An 18,327-nucleotide genomic window follows, 5' to 3' on the forward strand; every position below is an offset into this window, starting at 1 on the left:
GCGCTCCCTCCAAGTACCGCTTCACCGCCCGTTGCTCGGGATGCCACAAGACGGACACCTACGAGTCGAGCAGGTCCGTCGGTGACGATGTCGTCAAGGGCTACTTCAAGGACCGCGGCTGGCTTCTCGCCCGCGATCGCGCCCATGATCTGTGTTCGGCTTGTCTGGCAAAACCCCGCGCGGCCCCGCAGCCGCGCCAGTGCGACGAGGCTCGGCATCACCGGTCGCCAGACGCCGCGAACCATCCAGATCGCCCGACACCGCCTGCGGACAAGCGGTCCAGGGACACCGCTGATATTCTGGCGCGCCACTTGGGCAAACCCGACGCGCTCGTCGAGGAGGTCTTTCGCCCCAAGCCGGTGCTGGCCCCCCGCCCGTCAGCTGCAGGCGCCCCCCAGCAGGTCGCACCAGCCCCTGCCCTGCCACCCGAGATCGAACGAGCCCTAACGGGAATGGCCGAGGAACTGAAAGGCCTTCGTGCTACGATGGACCTGATGGCTGAGCAGATGGGCAGGCTGGTCTCTCTGGGCACTCAGCAGATCGAGGCCATGGCGGGTCTGACGCCTCTGGTGGTGCAGTCGACCGAGGGGATCTGCGGAAGCCTGCGGGAGGTTGCACATGCCGTGCAACTGATCCCGAGCGTTTTCGCCCCGGCCGGGGAGGCCATGAAGCCGTCCACCAAACCGACGGAGGTTGAGGAGCCGCCGGCCCTGCAGCTTAGTCTTTTGCAAGATGTTGACCAGGCGGTTGGTCCGCAAGCAGAGCCTGCCCCGATAGCGGCAAAGACGAAGAAGCCATCCGGTCAGAGCCGACACTCCAAGAGGAACGCGGCACCAGCGCCTCAGGCGGGCTCTGCGCCTGTCGTGGTCAAGTCGATCCCCGATGCCAAGCGTTCGGATCGATTCTACACCGTCATCCGGCTGCCACGGGAGTTGTGGGACCAGGCTGGCTTTGGTCCGGAAGATCGTCTCCTGCTCGACTGGAGCGGCAAGACCTTGACCATTGAACGTGCTGCCAAGGGAGGTGTGAAGCCGAAAACGATTGGTGAGGCCACTGTGGTGCTGCAGTCGTGGAAACTGGGAAACCTGAACTTCGATCATCCGAAGGTGAGCCGTGGAGACACTTCCCTGCGCCTGACGGTGACGCCGTCGCTCGTATGATCCCCCTGCCATGAAAGGTGATCTATAACTTGTCACCGGAAGCACACGGGGAGCAGGATTCGCAGCTGCATGGTGGGTGGGAATGCAGCGCACCCCATCTGGCAATCATGACCAGCCAGGCTCAATTGCACACTATTGGAACGCGAACGCCCTGACTGAAATCTCTTCCAAACTTCAGACAGGGCGTGTGCAGTACTGGGTACGACACTATCCCTTATCACGAAAAGAGTTGCCGGCCCGTTTAGCCGAGCACGCAATCTGCTGCCAGGTAAAGAGAAAGCCCTCTGCCTGCCGTCTCGTGAGAGATTTGGGCGAGAGGCTGTGCGTCCTTCGAAAACTGATCAGTGCAGTTTCGATTACATGCTCGGACCCTCGTCCCTGCCCTTGTCGCGACGCTTTGGCTTCTTCGGTGGCCTTATGCCTTCGACCCGGATCGGCTCCATCTGCTTGGGAGTGACGGGTGACAGAGGATTGCCGACCCGGATCTCTGCCTTTTCCTTTGCAGGTTTTGCGTCCGAGTATTCGCCAAATCGTTCCCCGGGTGTCCTGACAGAACTCGATTCAGCCGAAGCCGGTTTGGGTGCGACAGGGGTCCTCTCAGGTCGAGCAGGAGCCTTGACCTCGGATGCCGCCTTTGTAGCGTCAGGTTTGCCGGTGCTCGCTTCCGCGCGAGGTGCGGGCCGAGCGGGTTCAGGACGGGGACGCGGGGCTTGGACAGGCGCGGGGGCTGGTGCCTTTTCCGGAACCGCGGCTGGAGCCGATGTGACCTTAGCCGTAGTTGGCTCTTTCGCAGATCCGGCCTGAGGAGCTGTGGGTCGGGCGGACGGAACTGCCGGAGCTTGTACTGGGCGAGAAGGTACCTGTGTCTGGGCAGGTTTCGTGTCAGCGGGAGAAGCGGCCACGCGCTGGGCTTCTGCCGGCGCCGACGGGGGCTGGGCAGCTGTTGCTGGCTTGGAGACCCCCGAGCCTGAATTATCGCGGACGGGCTTTGTGCCAGGCGCGGCATTTTCCGGCTTCACCACATTATTTACCGGTGCCTTGGATGGCTGATGGGTATTTTCTGCGACAGCCGGCTTATTTCCTGCCTCGGTCCTGGAATTATTCGGAGCAGGGGCCTTAGCGGCAGAATTAGCTGGAGTTGGAGCGGGCGATTTAACTGGGCTTGGAGCAGTATTTTTCGCCTGTGCAGCAGCCGGCGCTCCAGCATTTTCCTTTGGCTTATAAAATGGCTCCGGCCGGAATCGTGTTTTCTGCGGCCGAGCGATCGGCTCTTGTGGACGTGCGGCACTTGGCGCCTGCATCGCTGTCGTGTTGGCTAGTTGGGCCGAAGCCGTGTTTAAATCGGATGGCCTCGGAGATGAGACACGATCGGTCGTTGTCCGAGGGATCGGATCCCCAGACGAAGCGCGAGCTGGAGAGGTCGGGCTGCGCATTACAGGCTCGGCAGGAGTGACGGTTGGCCGAGTGGGAGTGGATCCTTGTGGAATATTTTCTTGTTTAGGCTCGGGCCGGGACGTGGACGTACCAGCTACCTCGGCGAGGATCTTTGGCACAGTAGCCTCAACATAGGCATTCAACCTGTCAGTGATCCTCTCCGCTCTTTCTTTTTTCTGGGCTGAAACCACATCCGCGCTCGGGTCAGCAATCGTCAGATCGATAAATCCGGGAGCTCGACGATCCAGGGGATGACGCTTCGGATCGGCGATCATGTTATCGAGCCGCTTGAGGAGCGAGTTCAGGTGGCCGCGAGAGACGTCCAACTCGATCTGATTACGCTTGTCGATCTGCATCCCTCGGCCGTAAACCTCCAGCAGGAATGCCATGGCCTCCTTTGCGGCCCGCCCGACAGGCTGTGTCGCACCATTCTTGTCCTCAGGGGCCTGGGTGGTTTGACCGTGGCCTTGGCCACGTTTCGATTTGGTCCGGCCCGGGCTTTTTTCATTCTTCTTTTCGTCAGCCGCGATGATCAGCTTGGGACGAGATGCAACCCTATTAATGACAATCCGCCCGAGGTCCTGGAACAATTCGTTCGTGGACACCAACGATCCAGCCTGCTCGACCAGCTTGGTCAGGCGGTCGACCTCCTTGAGGGCTATGTCCTTATATGGGCTTTTTGAGCCCAATACCTGTCTTGCCTTATCAGTCTTTTCCTTGAGGATGCGCTGGCGATGGCGGGCTCGCTTCTCATGGTCGTTGACCAAGCGGTCCTGCATGACTTGCCATTGGCGGCGTGCCAGGACGACGCCATCCTCGGTTAGTTCTCCCTTTCTTTCCTTATTGAAGGTTTTCGAGGGAATGTGCTTCAGAGGATCGAGGTCAATGCCCATGGCCTCATAGGAGCGGGCATCATAGCGTTTGATGACGCCGGCTTTCTCCATGACGTCGTTGGAGACGTCTTTCCAGTGTTCACGAAGTTGGGGTATCCATGGCTGCTCGCTTGCTTCGCGGAGCTTCGGCTGCATAAAGGGCCGAAATTTCTTCCGGTTTCGGCTTTTGTAAATTTTTTCATCTTCGATCTCGAAATCCCACAATTCGCCGCCGGCAGGGTTTTTCGGATCCTTCATTCGCCCAGCAGGGCGGTCATAATAGATGATATGGACGTGGTAATTGCGCAGATCGTTATTGTGATCAGGGGCATGAATGACTGCCCAGTAAGGCAGGCCTTTTTCGGCAAGCTTGTCAGTGAAGTTACGAACGATTTCGACCCGCTCACGCCCTTCAAGTTCGAAGGGCAACTCCGCGATGATACGATTCTGAATCCGGCCACCCCGACCCGGTTCGATTTCTATAGGAGCTTCGGGAAGGAGATTGACGGCCCATTGGTGGATCGCGAACGCCGTCGGGGTAGGGTACTTCCCTGAGACATCCTTGGGCTCGCCGTTCAGCTGCTGGTCCTTAAGGGCCAAGCGGACATCGCCTGGGGCAGTATCGAGATTCTGGATCGCAAGATCCCACCATTCCGGATGGTCAGCAAATCGGATGGTGACGGTGTCACCTTGAGGACTCTTTTCGATAGCGTTAACGGCATTCCAGAAATGACGACGCTCGTCGATAGTTGCCCCGATGGTGCCGAATGACGCGAACTCAAGGGCGTCAAGTTCGTCATCAGAGAGGTTTTTGATCGGCGTGCGCTCTACGGCGCCGGGTCGTTCAAGATAGTCCTGTTGCGCCTCGGCGCTCCGCCCTTCAGCCTCGCGCTCGAGCATCGCAAAGCGGTCTTCAGCTACGTCTGGGTCGTAGCCTGGATATTCCTTTTCCCTCGCGACTTTCTCGGCTGCTCCATCTCTCTCGATGTAAAGGAGGTGAGCGGTTGCCGTTGAGTCGAGATATCGTCGGCCGCCACGGGCCGCTTTGATCATGTCGAGGATCGGAGATGTTTTCGAATGGTAGCTATGGGAGAAATGAAATGTCTGGGCCCCGTCGGCCGATAGTGGCCGAGCACTTCCCCTACTGCGGTCACCAAACCGTACGCCTGGGTGATCATAGGCGCGCCCGACAGCTTGATGCACGCCCGTAGACATCCCGATCATTGGCCCCACGGGACGTGGGTTGATTGTAATTGCGCCGAAGCGAACGGGCGCCGGTGCGTCTTTTCCGGCGACTGCAACGCCGAGGCCGCCGAGGGCGTAGGCCTTCGAGGGATTCGGGATGATCCGCGTAAAATCCTTCGACGGATCACGGGCGCCGGCCCGGCTGACAGCACGAGACAGGTCTTGAAGCGTGTTAAGGACGAGATGGCCGGGCGTGATCGACATAATGAGGGGTCTTGGTGATTGGATGCCTATCCTATCAGGCTCTGATCTCCTCAGGCCAGCCATGGCCAAAAATGAAGTGCAAGAAATTCGCCAGATTTCCGAAAATCATTGGGTAACGGCGTAGCTCCGGACGCCGCTCTATGGCGACCGCGGTGCGGTCGTTCTGACCAGTGGAAGACCTAACCGTAGGTCCGTTGAGGCAGAGAAAATACGAGACCGAAGGGTCGGGAAGAGCGAAAGACGAGGGGTAAGGCGCAGGCCGACCGAAGTCTGATAGAGGTGCCGAAGGGTGCCGGCTCGCGGGTATTTTTTGTGCCCCGATTATCTGGTCAGCTTGTCCCTGGCACACAACCGAAGCCCGAAAGGGATGAAGCATCAAGTCAGGATGCCGAAGGGCACCCATGACTGTTTCAGAAGCCAGTCGACACGAAGGTGGAGACGTCACGAAAGTGGGCGTCCTCATGAAGCTGCGAAGGCAGGCGGATTGGGGTCTGGAATGGATGCAACGGGGGGTGTGGCAGGGACCGAAATACGGATCTTGGATCCGAGCAAAATTTACTGCAGCGGAGGCTGCATAAAGTTTGCGGTATTGAGCCCTCAACTTTTTGGGACCCTTGAGCCCTGTCCGAGGGCTCCTCACTGGGGGATCCGTCTGGATCTTCCTGGGACTCTCCGTCCAACTTCGGGGACCATCTTCCGTCGCTTCTGGGCAGTTCTTCGGGTCCTGGATGGGGCATCGACCGTCCATCCAATCGGACCGTCCTCCTGGGCCTTCTTTCTGGCTCCGTGAGGCGTCCTGAGCACCAGGCGCCGGGTCATGGAGCTCCGTCCTCTCTGGGATCCGCTTCTTCGTCCTTCCGGGAAGGCTCTTGGTCAGCTCCTTGGGACTGTCCTGGGCCGCTGCAGGCCTCCAGGGGAAGCCGTCCTCGAGGGGAGGGGACCCCTACTCCGTCCGCTATGGGATTTAGGCCGCCGACCAAAATAAGCGCTGCCGCTCAATCCCTTACGGAGCTTGGATTTTCGGGCCTCTGACGGGCTTCGTGGCTGTCCGGCTAGATCGGGGCCTGGAACACCGTCTTTAGGCCTCCTGGGCCGTCCTAGAGGCTCTGCCCTTGGGATCTCCGGCCGATCGCGTCTGTACGATCGGGCTGACCTGACGTCATCCTCTTGGGAAAACCTCGATTTCCGGGCCTCTGGCGGCCGTCTGGTGCCGTCATGGCCCGATGGAGCCTCGCCGGCGTCTGAGGCGCTCCTGGGGCTTCCTATGGACTCTGGCAGGTCTGACAGGCGCAGGTCGATCGCAATGGGGCGCAGCTGGTGGGATCTGGCTTGGCTCAAGAGGGAACGGGTTCAGCGGGGTAGGCCCGGACACCGCGGATTCGCATAAGATACGTTATGGAACCTAAGTACTTGAAATCATTGGGAAATCAACGTTTTTCCATTCTACCGGGTTGCGCGTGTTAGCACAAATGCGCGGTTATCCGATCTGGCTCGATCCGCGTCCTGGCCGGTATCGAGCTGCTGCGTCTGGCATTTATTGTGCCTGGCCGCGGATCCAATCCGGCCGGGATTCCAGACCCCGACCTGAATTATCCTGCCCCAACTGCGCTGAATTTCGTGGCCTCGCCGCAGGATCCTTCTGGGATCGGTATGGCGGGCTCTTGCAGAATTTCTCTGCCTTGAGATCTGGCGGCAGAGGCTCGGCCAAGTCTGCAACTATCTCGCCCTTGGGGCATGAATATTCGATCCCCATGGCAAAGGCTGTCCTGGCCGCCGCCAGAGGCTCCGTGTATTTATCCGGCCTTAGTTAGCCGGATTTTCTCTGCCGCATATAAGAAAGGCTTCGTGCTCTAAACCGTTGAACAGCAACGATTTCGGCTAGGCACCGGCCGCGAGATTGAATTGCAAGATCCGTGGCAGGACAGATTTCAAAATGCCGGACATGGGCTGTGAGCCCGGTGGAGACCAGGCCGAAAGCGATTGCAAGATTCCTGTCAAAGCAATTTCGACTTCCTTGTGGGTGGCACCAGAGGCCGCATCTGGCCGGCTGGAAAATTTCGCAACATCGTGGGCAGACTTAATACCATTACCCTTCCGGACCTGACGGTCCGGTCTGAAATTGAATTGCAACAACGCGGTCAGACGAAATTGCGATCATGGATCGGGCAGGGCGGACGGCCGGGGTCCGTCGACCATGAACGATTGCAACATATGTGTCAGAGGAATTTCGAGCGGGTTTCTGGGGATCCCTCCCCTACCCGCTCCGCCTCGGCCCTGCGGGGCAGAAAAATTCGTGCAACAGCCTTGGCTGACCAAATTTCGTTAGGTCGGCCGCGGCCTCCTGGGTCGTCCTGGAGTGGCGGACGGATTGACCGCCGACCGAAGGATCGGAATTGCAACATCTTTGTCAGGGGTAATTCCAATCTCGATTCTGGGGCTGCCCAGCTTGGGTGGGTTGCGCACAGCCCTCAGGCCTAAAAAGCCTGTGCAACACTTTTGGCACAGGAATTTCAAAATCCGTTTTTCGGGAAAAGCCGGTTGATCCACGCTGTAACGCTGCCGTGCGGTTGGGCGGCCAAAAACCGAGTGTTATTTTTGCTGCCCCAACGCGGCGAATTATTGTACCTTGGCCTGGGGATGCCCTTTTTAGGGACGGCCCGATTCATCTTTTTGGACATTCCGCCGGGATAAGCTGAAAGGCGTTCCCTTGGGCGGAATGGAATTTGAGGCTCGAAATGACAGACGGGAATGAGAGCAAGGCTCCGAGCGATCTGACCTTTAAGTACCGCTAGGGCACGGAACGGCCTCTCGATCGCGGCCGACGCCTCCATAAGGCTCGGATAGCCGCTGTGGCTGACCGGCGGCGGCGGGTTGCCGATCATCTGAGGGATCTCGAGCAGATTGATCGGGAGATCGAGCTTATCGACGCCCAGTTGATGGAGGTGGAGATTTTGGCGCCTGGCGGCCGGTATGACCGTGACCAAGAATTGAAATTGCGGGCCTTGGTCAGGCACCTACGACCGGACGGGGACTTACCTGTGCCGGATCTCCGCAAGCGCGGGCGTCCAGCGAAATCGTCGGCGCGAAAGCGCGTTAGGCCCAGCCGGGCCAAAAAATTGTAATTTTCTCTGCCCCAATGAGCGCGATTCATATTGTCGAGCTCCTAGGGCATCCGGTACAATTCGTTTTGCAAGTTTCTTGGCAGCGAAAGATCGATTTTCAGCTTTTGCTGCCCCGTCCGTTCAGGGAAGTCCGTCTATGGCCGTCTTTCATTATGTTGGCTGGGGCACCATGCGTCCGACCACTCGTCGGTCCCAGCTTCAGCGCGGTAAGAAATCGCTTTATGAAAGGTTGTCGGATATCGACCGAGTGGCTGAGGAGGCGCGCGAGATCGTGCGCCGTGAGATTGCCGAGTACGAGAAGCAAGAGAATTATCTCGAGCAGGTCACCCCTGGTGGCCGCTACAACAGCGAGATTGCAAATTCACTCGCCTCGCAGATGGGAATTAGCGTCTCCGAGCCTGTGAAGCGGGGTCGGGGCCGTCCGCGTAAGTACGGCCCCAACGATCCACGTCCGCCGAGGAAGTCCCGCGCAAAGGTGCGGGTGACGGCGTCTCTGGTGAGCGACGTTGTCCGCGGCGTGAGCCCGTCTTTGCGGTCCACGGCAGAGCGCAAGTCCCGTCGCGCCTCTTCGCGTACGACGTCCGGCACGGTTTCTCCCGTGACGGCGGCGCCGGCGCGTATTCCGACTCCGCCTCCTAAGGCCGCGCCAAAGGTTGCGGCCGCTCTGTTGGAGTCGACCCTGGCCGGTGGTCTTGGCGTGGACGCCATTCAGATCGATGCGCCGGAGACGGCGTTCGAGATCAAGCCGGTCGAGACCCGGACGGTGCAGATCACCGTGGTCGAGAACGATCCTGAGTATGAGGCTGAGCTGGCCGAACAGGCCGCTCTTGCGAAGGCGCTTTTGGACGCCGAGAACGAGCCGGGCGAGGAAGTGCCGGATCCGAGGGTCCGTCGGACGAAGTTTACTCGCCGCTATGACTTCTCCGATGCCCAGGACGCGTCGAAGGTTGATCCTGCCATTCTTGCTCTGTTTCCGCATTTCGGAATGCCAACGACAAGCCCGAGTGAGGATATGGCCGATGAGGATATGAAGAAATGGTTCTTTGCCTCGGTCTATGACCATATCCCGAGCGATCAGTTTAAGGAACGTGAGTTCAAGTCGGGCTTGCGAATTTATGGATCTATTCAAGGCATCTATAATGTCTGGAAGCATAGCCTTGAGGATGTAATTCAGCGCGAGCGCGATCGTGTTGCGATCTGGGATCTTATCGATACTCGTGTCACCGACGCCGAGCAATTTAGTGAGCGTGCCGGGAAGGGTGAGATCAGCGATGATCTGGCTCGGATGTGGGTGGCCCACCTCGACTATCTTGCCTTGGGCAACCTGGAAGACAGCGAGCATCTCGTCTGGCGTGAGATCGTGGACGCGATGGAATGGCCGAAGGGCTTCTCGCGGATTGATCTGGCTCTTTGGGCAGAGCAGGATCCTAATGCGGTTCCAAATGTCCGGTCTTGGGCCGGACAGCCGAAGCACTTCCCCGAGCGGCTGAGGAATTCCCCCTTTCCTCCGTAGGATTTGGAGGGACACTCATAAAGAAAGGCGGCTGTCGCGAGACATGCCGCCTTTTCCTTTTGTCAGGCCTGAGGGGAAGCCGAGGGCTTTGGGGCTTTCCCCTTCTTGGGCTGGGAATAGAACCGCATCTGCAGCGGGCCGATCACCAGCGTGTTATGGACGATCCCAAAGTGGTCGTCCGGATCCCGGTCCCAGGACAGGTGCCATCGGGACCAGTAGAACTGATACTGCATCGGGGATCTCCGCTCCTTTGGGGATTTCGAAGCCTCTCGGGCTCAATCCTCCGCGTGGCGGGAATCTTACGCCGCAGCCTTCAGCGCCTCCGGGTGGTTCCGGAGGAGGCGGTAGGCGTACTGCCACATGTGCGCCGGGATGTGGAGGAACGCGATGGCGACCTCGAGCGGCAGAGCCTTGAGGCGACGCTCGATTTGGTCCCGGTGCGCGTAGAAGGCGCTGTTGGGCCGATCGGCGTAATCGAAGGTCCAGTCCATGCTCTCCATGAGGCGGACGAGCTCGGCGTCCCATTCAGCCGGGACGTACTGGGCGACCGCCTCGTCGATGACCGAACGGACGATGGCCTGCTGGCGGTCGTCCTCCTGGTCGATCTCGGCATTGACGGTGTCGAGGGCCAGCAGGGTCTCGATCGCCGGCACCTTGCCGAGCAGGATGTCGGTGGCAAACTCGGCCTGGCGCCGGAAGGCGGCGTGCTGCAGGGCCGGGCCGGTCAGGGGGAGAACCCACTTGTCGAAGGTCCGGCTGCTGCGCGGGGACGGCGAGCCGAACACGAAGCCGTGGTAGGCCGCGTCCTTCATGGGCGAGGTATACGAGTACTCCGGCTTCCAGCGGTCGTAGGCCGTGGTGGCGATCTCGTTCATCTCGCCCAGGACTTCGGCCGTATCGAGGTCGATGGCGTAGGGCTCATCGTCGATGTAGGTGAAGCCGACGCGGGTGAGGGAAACCCGGCCACGCTGGGAGGAGCCATAATGGCCCTCGCAGAGGTTGATCACGAGGTAGGTGGCCTCGGGGTGCATCAGGAATTTCGTGGTCAGGCCCATGACGCCCCAGGGGGTGTTCTTGTACTGGGCGGCCAGCAGCTCGTTGGCATCGCGGACGGCCTGCCAGCGGGCTTGGCCGATCGTGTACTGGCGGGACTCGAGAGAGCGGAGGATCGCGATAGCGGTGTCGATGCGAGCGTCGATCATTTCGTCTTCTCCTTGGGATTTTGAACCCGCCAGGGGGCAATCCTAATTTTTGATGAGATCTCTTTTCGGGTTTAGGCGAGCGCGCATGGAAAAACCCGCCGGAGGGCGGGTTTGGGGCTAGGCTGCGGCCTTCCTGGAATCCGGGTGGTTCCGGAGCAGGTGGTAGGCGAAGCTCCAACTGCGGCCGGCCACATGAAGGAACGCGATCGCCACTTCGAGCGGCAGAGCATGGAGCCTCTTGCGGATCAGGTCCTCTTTGCGGCTCGATTCGCTGCTGGGCCGATCGGCATAGGCGTAGGTCCAGTCCATGGTCTCCATGAGACGGACCAGCTCCGCGTCCCACTCGCGGGGCTGAATCTGGGAGACGGCGTCATCGACGAACCAGAGCTTTTTGATCTCCGAGATATCGCTGCGCAGGATGGCATGCGCCAAGTTGGCCATCCGCTGGAAGGCGGCTTGCCGGAAAGCGGGACTCATCAGAGGGAGGGCTCACTTGTAACGACGGAAGCTCTCGCCTCGATAGGAAGAGGCGAAGACGAGACCGGTGTGGCCCGCGTCCCGGGTGGTGTACGAGGAATACCAATCGTCATTCCGTCGAACGCCAGATGCCGCAGCACTTGAACCATCCGCGAATCTACAACCAATCACAGATAAGCCCTCCCCTGCTTGTCACTCCTCAGGCATTTTCCAGAGCACATAGGTGACATAGGCTAGACGGACGAACAATAGAGTAAGTGTTCGCTGGACCGAGATCTCCATGGCTCGCGGCTCTCCGGTCTCAGTGTCATAGAGCATTTGGCAGGATTGCCCGGATAAGTCCTCGCGCGTTGCGATCCACAGGAGCTCTATCTCTATCTGGCCTGGCGTATGAGTAACCAGGTAGCCGCCGATCCGGTGAACCGGGGCAGCGTTCCACGACACCCGCTTTTCCCTGCCCTCCCCGTCCAACTGCACGTCGCCGACACCGGGGGCCCGCCCGCGAAAGCCCGGCCCGCGGCTCTGGAACAGGCCGGTGAACGAGAACCGCCGCCGCGGCGTGACAGGTATCACCGCGATCAAGCGTCTTGCATCCTCAGGGGAAAAGGTCTGCCCATCCATCGTCAGGCGATCGAGCAGCGCATGCGCCTCGAGCCGCGCCTCCAGCGGAAGGTCCTGAACGCTCACGTCCTTACTCACCTGTCGCCTCCGCATCAGAAGAGCCCGCTAACGGCGCTTCCGTGGGGATGTCGGTTGTCCCCTGCCCCGATGGCTTGTCAACCGGGACGACGGTGACGATCACCCCGCCCAGCACCAGCCGTACCGTGTGAACGCCATCGGCCTTCGCCTGTGCCAGCCGGGCATCGAGCTCATCGCGCGGCAACCACACATCCTCGATATCGGGCTCGATCGATGAGTCGATAGAATGAGCCAGGATCCGACCATCGATTCCGCCCTCCTCCAGAACAAGGCCATGGGAGGCAACCTGTTCGGCAAAGCTACGATAGTGTTCCAGCACCGCCTCTCCCGGCGTCAGGGCCTTCAGGGCAACCACGGTATCGATGCTTTTGAGGAGCGCGGCGGGGAGCCCGGTATCAAGGAGTGCCTTGAGGCACTGCACATGCACCCGATCCGGATACACCTCATCGCGAGCAATCTGCCCGATCTGCTCCTGCGCCACCTCGGTGGTCAGGACGAAAATCGCCTCGGCCAGGGGGATCTTCTCGCCACCCTCATTCTCAATGAAGCCCTGGCTCCAGGCGGACATCAGGTTCCTCAGAAGCTTAGGATGGGCTTTGTCAATGTCCCGCAATACGAACACGGCGTTAGGATTGTCCCTCGCCGACTGCAGCAGAGAGCGGACCTGCGTTCCGCCGACGAGGGGAGCAAAAATATGGGCCAGATCGTCTCTCTGGGTGGCAGCAAGTTCATACACTCCGCCGCCACTCTTAAAGCAGGCGGCAAGGCCCGAAGGCAGCCCGAGATGGTTGCCGTCTCTATTCGGGCCGGTAATGAGGAAAATACCGGGCTTGCGCTGCAGCGGGCTGAGGGCGATGTGCCGGCAGATCTCTGCCGCAAATGCCGTGACTGCGGCCTCTTGGCCGATGAGACGCTTACGGGTCTGGGTGACGAGTGCGCGCATAGCCTCGTCCTGCGTAAAGGAGCGTGTCGACATGAAGTGTGTCTTTCGGGGAAGGAGTGATGGGAGTGCAGCTGGCGCTCCTGTCTTGAACGCCAGCCCTTCGTAGAAGGCGACGATGTCAGGCTTGCCCGGGGCCGAAACGGTCTGGTTCGGCTTTGAGCGAAGCGTAGGTTGTCCTTGTTGGGATTTGTCTCGTCTTGTCCTTCAGCCGTCGGATCCTCTTCCCATCCTTCTTCCTTAGGATTGTAACTTCTGGGATCTTCTCCCACTCTCCACGGAAGACATCAGTGCCAGGATTGATGATGGCGCGTTGCGATCCTCAATGAAGGCATTGGACAAATACTGATTTTTTACCTTGACCGGGCATGATGTGATTCATCGGGCGCGTGGCGTATCAGCCCGTGCCAATGCGATGTTGCAACTGGCATCGCGGGTGCCGCGGCTGAGACATTTCTTGGCCGGGGCACGCCAATCAATCGGTGATAGGACGCTCGCCCTCGCCTGCCCGATACGATCACCAAACATAAGCTGGTAAATGGCCCGCAATTGGTGCCCTGCACTCGGCAACCACAACGCTGTTGGCGGGGAAGCAGGCTATCCAGGGCCTCAATTGCCGTGCTTGCTGGGCTTGAGTCTCAACGGCCTGCCGTCCCATGCTGGCAGCACATCACCACGTCTATGGAAAAGCCGTGAAATTTTCAGGCTAACCGGTGCATTGATAGAAGTTGAACTTCAAAGAATAATCTGGCGCCGCCAGGCAAGAAATTTTTGATAACTAACCTTTTGACAAGAAGTCCGTCGACCTGGAGGATAGCGGCGCCGAACGATCTCTCGTGATATGGGTGTACGGCCTCAGTCCAGGATATACCTTTGACCAAGATTGCGTTGATCTCCGATCTTCATCTTGAGGAGCGCGAGGATCCATCCCCTCTGGGGACGCCAGACGGGATGTTCCAGGTCTATGGCAGCCTCTCGCTTCCCCGTGAGGTCGATGCCAATGTCCTGGTGATCGCCGGCGACACGCATCCCGATCCTGAGATCCGGCACCAAGTGCTCACAAAGATCGAGGGTCAATAGGGTTTGCCTGTCATCCATGTGAATGGCAACCACGACTACTATGGCTGCTCCTTCCCGAATGACGGAGGCGACCTGATCGCGATTGGTGGGATCCGGTTCGCGGTGGCGACGCTCTGGACCTATCTCGATGACATGGGCCGACATGAGGCCGCTCGCTTCCCGGATTTTGTGAAGATCCGGGAAGCGACCGTCGACAAGTGGAACGACCTGCATCTGGCCCAGCTCACGTTCCTGGAGCAGGCTAAGGCTGACGTCATCGTCACCCATCACGCCCCATTTCCTGGGTCGGTCCATCCTGACTTCCGAGGCGATGCTCTCAACGCCTTCTTCGTGAACAACCTCGACCCGCAACGCTTTCCCAGGACCCGACTTTGGATTCATGGGCATGTGCACACCCCGTTCGACTACCTGGTGCCGGCTGGGGATCATGAGATGCCCGTCGTCTGCAATCCCTTGGGCTACCCGATGTCCCGGGTCCGACGGCAGGTCGGGATCAAGGTTGTCGAGATTGGCGTGTAGGTGGCTGTTCCCACGCTGCACGAGGAGGCGCTTGAGAACTCCCTATTGGAAGTCGAGGGCGCCTTCGGCCGCGCGGATGACCTCTTCGATGTGTTCTGACCGCAGGCGGTCGATCGGTGCGGTGCTCCCGGTGTACAGATTGGGCGTGACCAGCCACTCCCACGCCTCCTCTGGGGAGGAAAAATACCCGACGACCCGGTCCAGCCCTTCGATTAGCTGAGACTGATCAAACTGGCGCGCCGGGTAGACGAACTCATTGGCTTCGTTCCGGAAGGCGATGACTGTGGCTTCAGCCCTCCAGTCGTCGAGTGTTGCGACCGAGACGCCAAGCCTCTCTGCCATTGCGGCCGCTCCTAAGAGTTCTGATGCCGCCCAGTCTGTCGAGTCATCATCGACAGTGATCTCCGCCAGGCGCGCCTTGCTCTCCTCAACACTGATCAACCGCCCGAGGCCAGAACCTCGGATCACGTGGACATCTCCGGCATTGCGCGGCGTATCCCGAGAACTGACGCCATATTCCTTTGTTTCGATTGAAGCAGTCATGTCCCCGGACTGTTCTCCAATCTTATAGACGTCACGCCTGATGGATGTTTCGAACCCTGAGATGAGCATCGCCGGCATGCCGATCGCCCGTGGCCCGTCGATATCCGCCGAGGGGGTATCGCCGACGAACAGGATCTCCGCTGGCTGAAGCCCCAGTCGGTCACAAACCAGACGGAAGATGGCTGGATCCGGCTTCACCAGCCCCACCTCGTAGGAGAGGATCACGGCGTCGGGCGTATCCGGCAGGGCGGAGAGAAGCGGTGCTCCATAGGGGAGTGCCAGGTTCGAGCAGATGCCGACGCGCAGGCCTCGCTCCCGCAGAGTTTGCCAGATTTCGGCGATCTCGGGCCGCAGCCGGACAGAGGCACACTCAGCCTGCAGATCCGCTTCAAGTGCAGCCAGGCCGCCCTCCCCGAGTTCATGGCTGACCCTCGCGGCAACCTCCCGCAGACTGAGCGGCCGCGTCAGGACCTCCTCGGCCGTAATCGTCTGCACCCCTCCCTGAAGCACCGCTTGGAACGGCCGTCGCCTGTCGATGATCTCGACCAGGGTTCCAAAGGCATCGAAGCACACAGCACGGATCTTGGTCATCGTGTCTCCAGCGTCCTCAGGAACTCTCGGTCGGCGCGGCACACCTCGCGCTGCTCGAAAAGCACGGGGAGGCGCCTTATGGCCGCTCTGACATCATCCAGGATGCCCTCGGCCTGCTCACGTGTCAGCCCAAACGCCACATAGGATGGAAATGCCGCCTGTGGATCACACTCGGCGCTGAACCCGGGCGCCGGCGCACAGGCATGCCGCTTGCGCCCGAGATAAGGCACCACATCGTACACCGGGGAGAGCGCCCATCCTTCGCCCTGGTTGATCACGGCATGGTTGCGCAGGTGATCATCGGTGTTGTGCAGAAAGGCATTGACGAGCAGCCGGCGAAACATCTGCTCCTCTGGAGTCATGCCCCCAATCGAGCGGGCCACCGCTGCCATGTCCGTGTAGGTTTTCGAGGTGCCGTAGCTGCCGGGCGGCTGCTGCAGGAGCGTGCCCATGCTCAGGTACGAGTAGGGCCTACCATTCTCCGATCGGTCGAAGCGCCGCACGAGCAGGACGGTTTTGCCTGAGAAGCTCAGGAGCCGGCGCTCGGGGACCGGAAGGCCGGCGGCCTCTGCGACATCCAAACAGACGGCCTCGATACGAGGATCGTCGAACTTGTCGCCCCAGGTTGAGAACTTCGCGATCCACTCCCCTTCCCTATCGCGCCATCGGACCTTTGGCCGGGCTCCTCCCACATCAGCACTGACATGCACCAGCAGAGTAAGCTGCTCCTGCGTCGCACTGCCCTCGTCCGCGGCGATCGCGGCATTCATCAGAGCTTCGAGATCAGAGGCCGCCGCGGAGCTCATGGGGCGATCTACGTGTTCCGGATGATAGGTCCTGGGGCCGGCTTGCGCCGATGGTCCAAAGGCAAGGTCTCCGGTTCGAGCCGTTGTGCCGGCTGCCAGCAGTTCCGCCGCACCAAAGGTGGACGCCTCAAAGGCCGCGGACAGTACGGTCCGGCCCCAGCCTTCCGGTCCGGCATCAAGGCAGGCGAGCGGCACCTCTGGAAAGCCGGAGAAGCCACACTGCGCCAAGGGCAGACGAATGGGATCGATCGGCATGGCACCAGCAGACGCAAGATAGCTTTGGGCATAGGTGAAGGTGCCCGGGCGGAGGAACTCCTGCCCTTGGAACGTCAGTTCCCCGGCTGGCACATAGCGGCCGTGCAGATGCTTGAACACGGTGAGGCTATCCAAACGACCGGAGGGGGAGACACGCCACATCGAGAGTTCCGATTAGTTGGTCGACCGCTCTATGGCATCTGCGACCGTGAGCGCTTTGGTGGAGGTCATGGACGCTGCAATCCAACCAGGGCTGTCGACCAAAGTTGCCTTCGCTGCGCTCACGGGTGGATTCCATGTTCGATCTGGCCGAGAAGCCGGAGAATCTGATCCGTCTCACCCTGAGTTATCAGATCCAGAGGTGTGGTCTGCAGAACCTGATTGGGCCGGATCAACCAGGTCACACACCGCTCACCGAAGACCTCTTGCACCCTCTCTATGACAGGGGCGATCTCCGGCCGAGATCCTTTGAGAGACTTGAGCTGCTCGATTTGCCCTTCGAGACGAGCAATGGCTTTGTCCAGCAAGGGATCAATATTCATTGTGGTTTAATCCTTGTGGGCACGGTTGGTTTCGTTTGGTCGCTTGCACTGACTCTGCGCAATCATCCCCTCTGCGAAGGGAAGTATCCTCGATACGACCATCGTATTCATTAATAAACCGGACGTCGGCATCTATAAGGCTTAGAATCCCGATCAAACTTGTTGGGCGGTATATAGACTCCCTGCGCTGCAGTGCGAAGGAATCTCAGGAGTTCGAGTTGCCCGCCATGGCATAACCAGTCAGCCTCCGCGCCTTCGACTTTGGCCGACGAGATCGTCGCAAACTCCCCGCGTCACTCATGTCAACCCTCGTACCTATCCCTAAGTTCGTAGCCACGTCGGCGCTTTCGCTGGAGCCAAGTCTCAAGAGCTTCCACGGCCATTGATTGGGTTTCGTAAAGCTCAATCCGCCTCTGACCAGGCCGGCCGATGCGGCCCCATTCGCGAATCAAGGAAGCATCACCAAACAGGCTGGTCTCGATAGACAGCACATAGTAACGGGCCATGTTGCAGGTGGGATCACACCTGTCGAGCACCAGGTACTGGATTGTGTCGTCGGACATGCCTCCATGTTGCGAAAGACCTGAGGCGAGGTCTAATCAAAGCTATGAATCCATTGCGCTGCAACGATTCACAACAGTGATGTACCTTGCTGGGTCCCCCTCTTCGCGGCATACGAAAGTTCGTCTTACCTCACAGAGACCCTACCCTCCCCCATCGCTTTCTCCTGCATGACGAACCTTGCTGACGGCTGCCGTCATCACGGGCTCAACTCGACTTGTCCAGCCGATCTGCAGTCGAAACCGGGAGACAGTTTCGCTGACAGGTGGAGAGCCCACACGATGATCATGGGGCCTCGAGGATTGCTCACGATCCTAGGCCATTCTGCGCCTCCTCATGGCCAGAAGCTCGACGGCGAGGTCGATCTTGCCGGTTTTGACCATGCGGGCGAGCGCGCGGAAGTAGCCGCCCGGGTTCTTGATCCGGCTCTCGCCGCCGTTCTTGGCTACATCGTCCTCGTAGAGCTGCAGGGTGTAGATCACGGCGATCGCCGCCCGGACGGTGCCGATCTCCTCCACGGCCTCGGCCCAGGCGCTCTCATGTGCCCCGAGGGAAGCCCGCA

At 59.8% G+C, this 18,327-nt stretch carries 17 protein-coding genes; 4 read left to right on the forward strand and 13 right to left on the reverse strand.

What is annotated here, in order from left to right:
- Positions 1-218: hypothetical protein (locus KBI52_RS06625; RefSeq protein ID WP_210806209.1), on the reverse strand; the 218-nt coding region annotated here is incomplete at its 3' end.
- Positions 219-452: 234 nt separating this feature from the next.
- Between KBI52_RS06625 and KBI52_RS06630 the strand changes: the two genes are divergently transcribed.
- Positions 453-1,160, forward strand: coding sequence for a hypothetical protein (locus KBI52_RS06630; protein ID WP_210806211.1), 708 nt, complete (start codon positions 453-455; stop codon positions 1,158-1,160).
- Positions 1,161-1,516: 356 nt separating this feature from the next.
- Here KBI52_RS06630 and KBI52_RS06635 read toward each other — a convergent pair whose 3' ends face one another.
- Entirely contained in the window at positions 1,517-4,915 is a 3,399-nt protein-coding gene (locus tag KBI52_RS06635) for a MobA/MobL family protein (RefSeq protein WP_210806213.1), read from the reverse strand.
- A 2,510-nt stretch (positions 4,916-7,425) separates the two neighbouring features.
- Positions 7,426-7,797, reverse strand: coding sequence for a hypothetical protein (locus KBI52_RS06640; protein WP_210806215.1), 372 nt, complete (start codon positions 7,795-7,797; stop codon positions 7,426-7,428).
- Positions 7,798-8,173: 376 nt separating this feature from the next.
- Between KBI52_RS06640 and KBI52_RS06645 the strand changes: the two genes are divergently transcribed.
- Positions 8,174-9,550, forward strand: coding sequence for a hypothetical protein (locus KBI52_RS06645; protein ID WP_210806217.1), 1,377 nt, complete (start codon positions 8,174-8,176; stop codon positions 9,548-9,550).
- A 62-nt stretch (positions 9,551-9,612) separates the two neighbouring features.
- On the opposite strand, the gene KBI52_RS06650 is transcribed toward KBI52_RS06645, so the two are convergent.
- The 5 genes from KBI52_RS06650 to KBI52_RS06670 form a co-directional block, all read right to left on the reverse strand.
- Positions 9,613-9,783: a hypothetical protein gene (locus KBI52_RS06650; RefSeq protein WP_210806219.1), complete on the reverse strand. Its 171-nt coding sequence runs from the start codon at positions 9,781-9,783 to the stop codon at positions 9,613-9,615.
- A gap of 66 nt (positions 9,784-9,849) precedes the next feature.
- Positions 9,850-10,752 carry a hypothetical protein gene (locus KBI52_RS06655; RefSeq protein WP_210806221.1) on the reverse strand — a complete coding sequence of 301 codons (903 nt, stop codon included), beginning with the start codon at positions 10,750-10,752 and terminating at the stop codon, positions 9,850-9,852.
- Between the two features lie 117 nt (positions 10,753-10,869).
- Positions 10,870-11,229 (reverse strand): hypothetical protein, encoded by a 360-nt coding sequence (locus tag KBI52_RS06660; RefSeq protein WP_210806223.1) that lies wholly within the window; start codon positions 11,227-11,229, stop codon positions 10,870-10,872.
- A gap of 192 nt (positions 11,230-11,421) precedes the next feature.
- The gene (locus tag KBI52_RS06665) at positions 11,422-11,928 is read right to left on the reverse strand and encodes a hypothetical protein (protein WP_210806225.1); all 507 of its coding nucleotides are present in this window, start codon (positions 11,926-11,928) and stop codon (positions 11,422-11,424) included.
- A complete protein-coding gene (locus KBI52_RS06670) occupies positions 11,921-12,904 on the reverse strand; it encodes a hypothetical protein (RefSeq protein ID WP_210806227.1) in 984 nt (327 codons plus the stop codon). Before KBI52_RS06670 ends, KBI52_RS06665 begins: the two co-directional genes overlap by 8 nt.
- 837 nt (positions 12,905-13,741) lie before the next feature.
- On the opposite strand from KBI52_RS06670, the gene KBI52_RS06675 reads away from it, so the two are divergent.
- Together KBI52_RS06675 and KBI52_RS06680 are read left to right on the forward strand one after the other, a co-directional pair.
- On the forward strand, positions 13,742-13,948 hold the full coding sequence (locus tag KBI52_RS06675) for a hypothetical protein (RefSeq protein ID WP_210806229.1): 207 nt from the start codon (positions 13,742-13,744) through the stop codon (positions 13,946-13,948).
- 3 nt (positions 13,949-13,951) lie between these two features.
- Entirely contained in the window at positions 13,952-14,467 is a 516-nt protein-coding gene (locus KBI52_RS06680) for a metallophosphoesterase (RefSeq protein ID WP_210806231.1), read from the forward strand.
- 42 nt (positions 14,468-14,509) lie between these two features.
- On the opposite strand, the gene KBI52_RS06685 is transcribed toward KBI52_RS06680, so the two are convergent.
- The 5 genes from KBI52_RS06685 to repC form a co-directional block, all read right to left on the reverse strand.
- Complete coding sequence (locus KBI52_RS06685; RefSeq protein WP_210806233.1) at positions 14,510-15,601, reverse strand: HAD family hydrolase; 1,092 nt, start codon at positions 15,599-15,601, stop codon at positions 14,510-14,512.
- Positions 15,598-16,782 (reverse strand): type II toxin-antitoxin system HipA family toxin, encoded by a 1,185-nt coding sequence (locus tag KBI52_RS06690; RefSeq protein WP_262266236.1) that lies wholly within the window; start codon positions 16,780-16,782, stop codon positions 15,598-15,600. Before KBI52_RS06690 ends, KBI52_RS06685 begins: the two co-directional genes overlap by 4 nt.
- A 161-nt stretch (positions 16,783-16,943) precedes the next feature.
- Entirely contained in the window at positions 16,944-17,204 is a 261-nt protein-coding gene (locus KBI52_RS33980) for an MbcA/ParS/Xre antitoxin family protein (protein ID WP_210806237.1), read from the reverse strand.
- A gap of 302 nt (positions 17,205-17,506) precedes the next feature.
- Positions 17,507-17,767 (reverse strand): WGR domain-containing protein, encoded by a 261-nt coding sequence (locus KBI52_RS06700; protein WP_210806239.1) that lies wholly within the window; start codon positions 17,765-17,767, stop codon positions 17,507-17,509.
- Between the two features lie 312 nt (positions 17,768-18,079).
- Positions 18,080-18,327 (reverse strand): replication initiation protein RepC (repC, locus tag KBI52_RS06705; protein ID WP_247654230.1); only part of this gene is annotated, 248 nt, incomplete at its 5' end.

Source organism: Microvirga sp. HBU67558 (genome assembly GCF_018069605.1).
In the GTDB taxonomy this organism is placed as follows: Bacteria; Pseudomonadota; Alphaproteobacteria; order Rhizobiales; family Beijerinckiaceae; genus Microvirga; species Microvirga terrae.

What these genes read in the sequence shown, in the direction of transcription:
- KBI52_RS06630 (WP_210806211.1), top strand. Translation starts at nt 453, where the DNA reads ATGGCCGAGGAACTGAAAGGCCTTCGTGCTACGATGGACCTGATGGCT.
- KBI52_RS06635 (WP_210806213.1), bottom strand. Translation starts at nt 4,915, where the DNA reads ATGTCGATCACGCCCGGCCATCTCGTCCTTAACACGCTTCAAGACCTG.
- KBI52_RS06640 (WP_210806215.1), bottom strand. Translation starts at nt 7,797, where the DNA reads ATGATCGGCAACCCGCCGCCGCCGGTCAGCCACAGCGGCTATCCGAGC.
- KBI52_RS06645 (WP_210806217.1), top strand. Translation starts at nt 8,174, where the DNA reads ATGGCCGTCTTTCATTATGTTGGCTGGGGCACCATGCGTCCGACCACT.
- KBI52_RS06650 (WP_210806219.1), bottom strand. Translation starts at nt 9,783, where the DNA reads ATGCAGTATCAGTTCTACTGGTCCCGATGGCACCTGTCCTGGGACCGG.
- KBI52_RS06655 (WP_210806221.1), bottom strand. Translation starts at nt 10,752, where the DNA reads ATGATCGACGCTCGCATCGACACCGCTATCGCGATCCTCCGCTCTCTC.
- KBI52_RS06660 (WP_210806223.1), bottom strand. Translation starts at nt 11,229, where the DNA reads ATGAGTCCCGCTTTCCGGCAAGCCGCCTTCCAGCGGATGGCCAACTTG.
- KBI52_RS06670 (WP_210806227.1), bottom strand. Translation starts at nt 12,904, where the DNA reads ATGTCGACACGCTCCTTTACGCAGGACGAGGCTATGCGCGCACTCGTC.
- KBI52_RS06685 (WP_210806233.1), bottom strand. Translation starts at nt 15,601, where the DNA reads ATGACCAAGATCCGTGCTGTGTGCTTCGATGCCTTTGGAACCCTGGTC.
- KBI52_RS33980 (WP_210806237.1), bottom strand. Translation starts at nt 17,204, where the DNA reads ATGAATATTGATCCCTTGCTGGACAAAGCCATTGCTCGTCTCGAAGGG.
- KBI52_RS06700 (WP_210806239.1), bottom strand. Translation starts at nt 17,767, where the DNA reads ATGTCCGACGACACAATCCAGTACCTGGTGCTCGACAGGTGTGATCCC.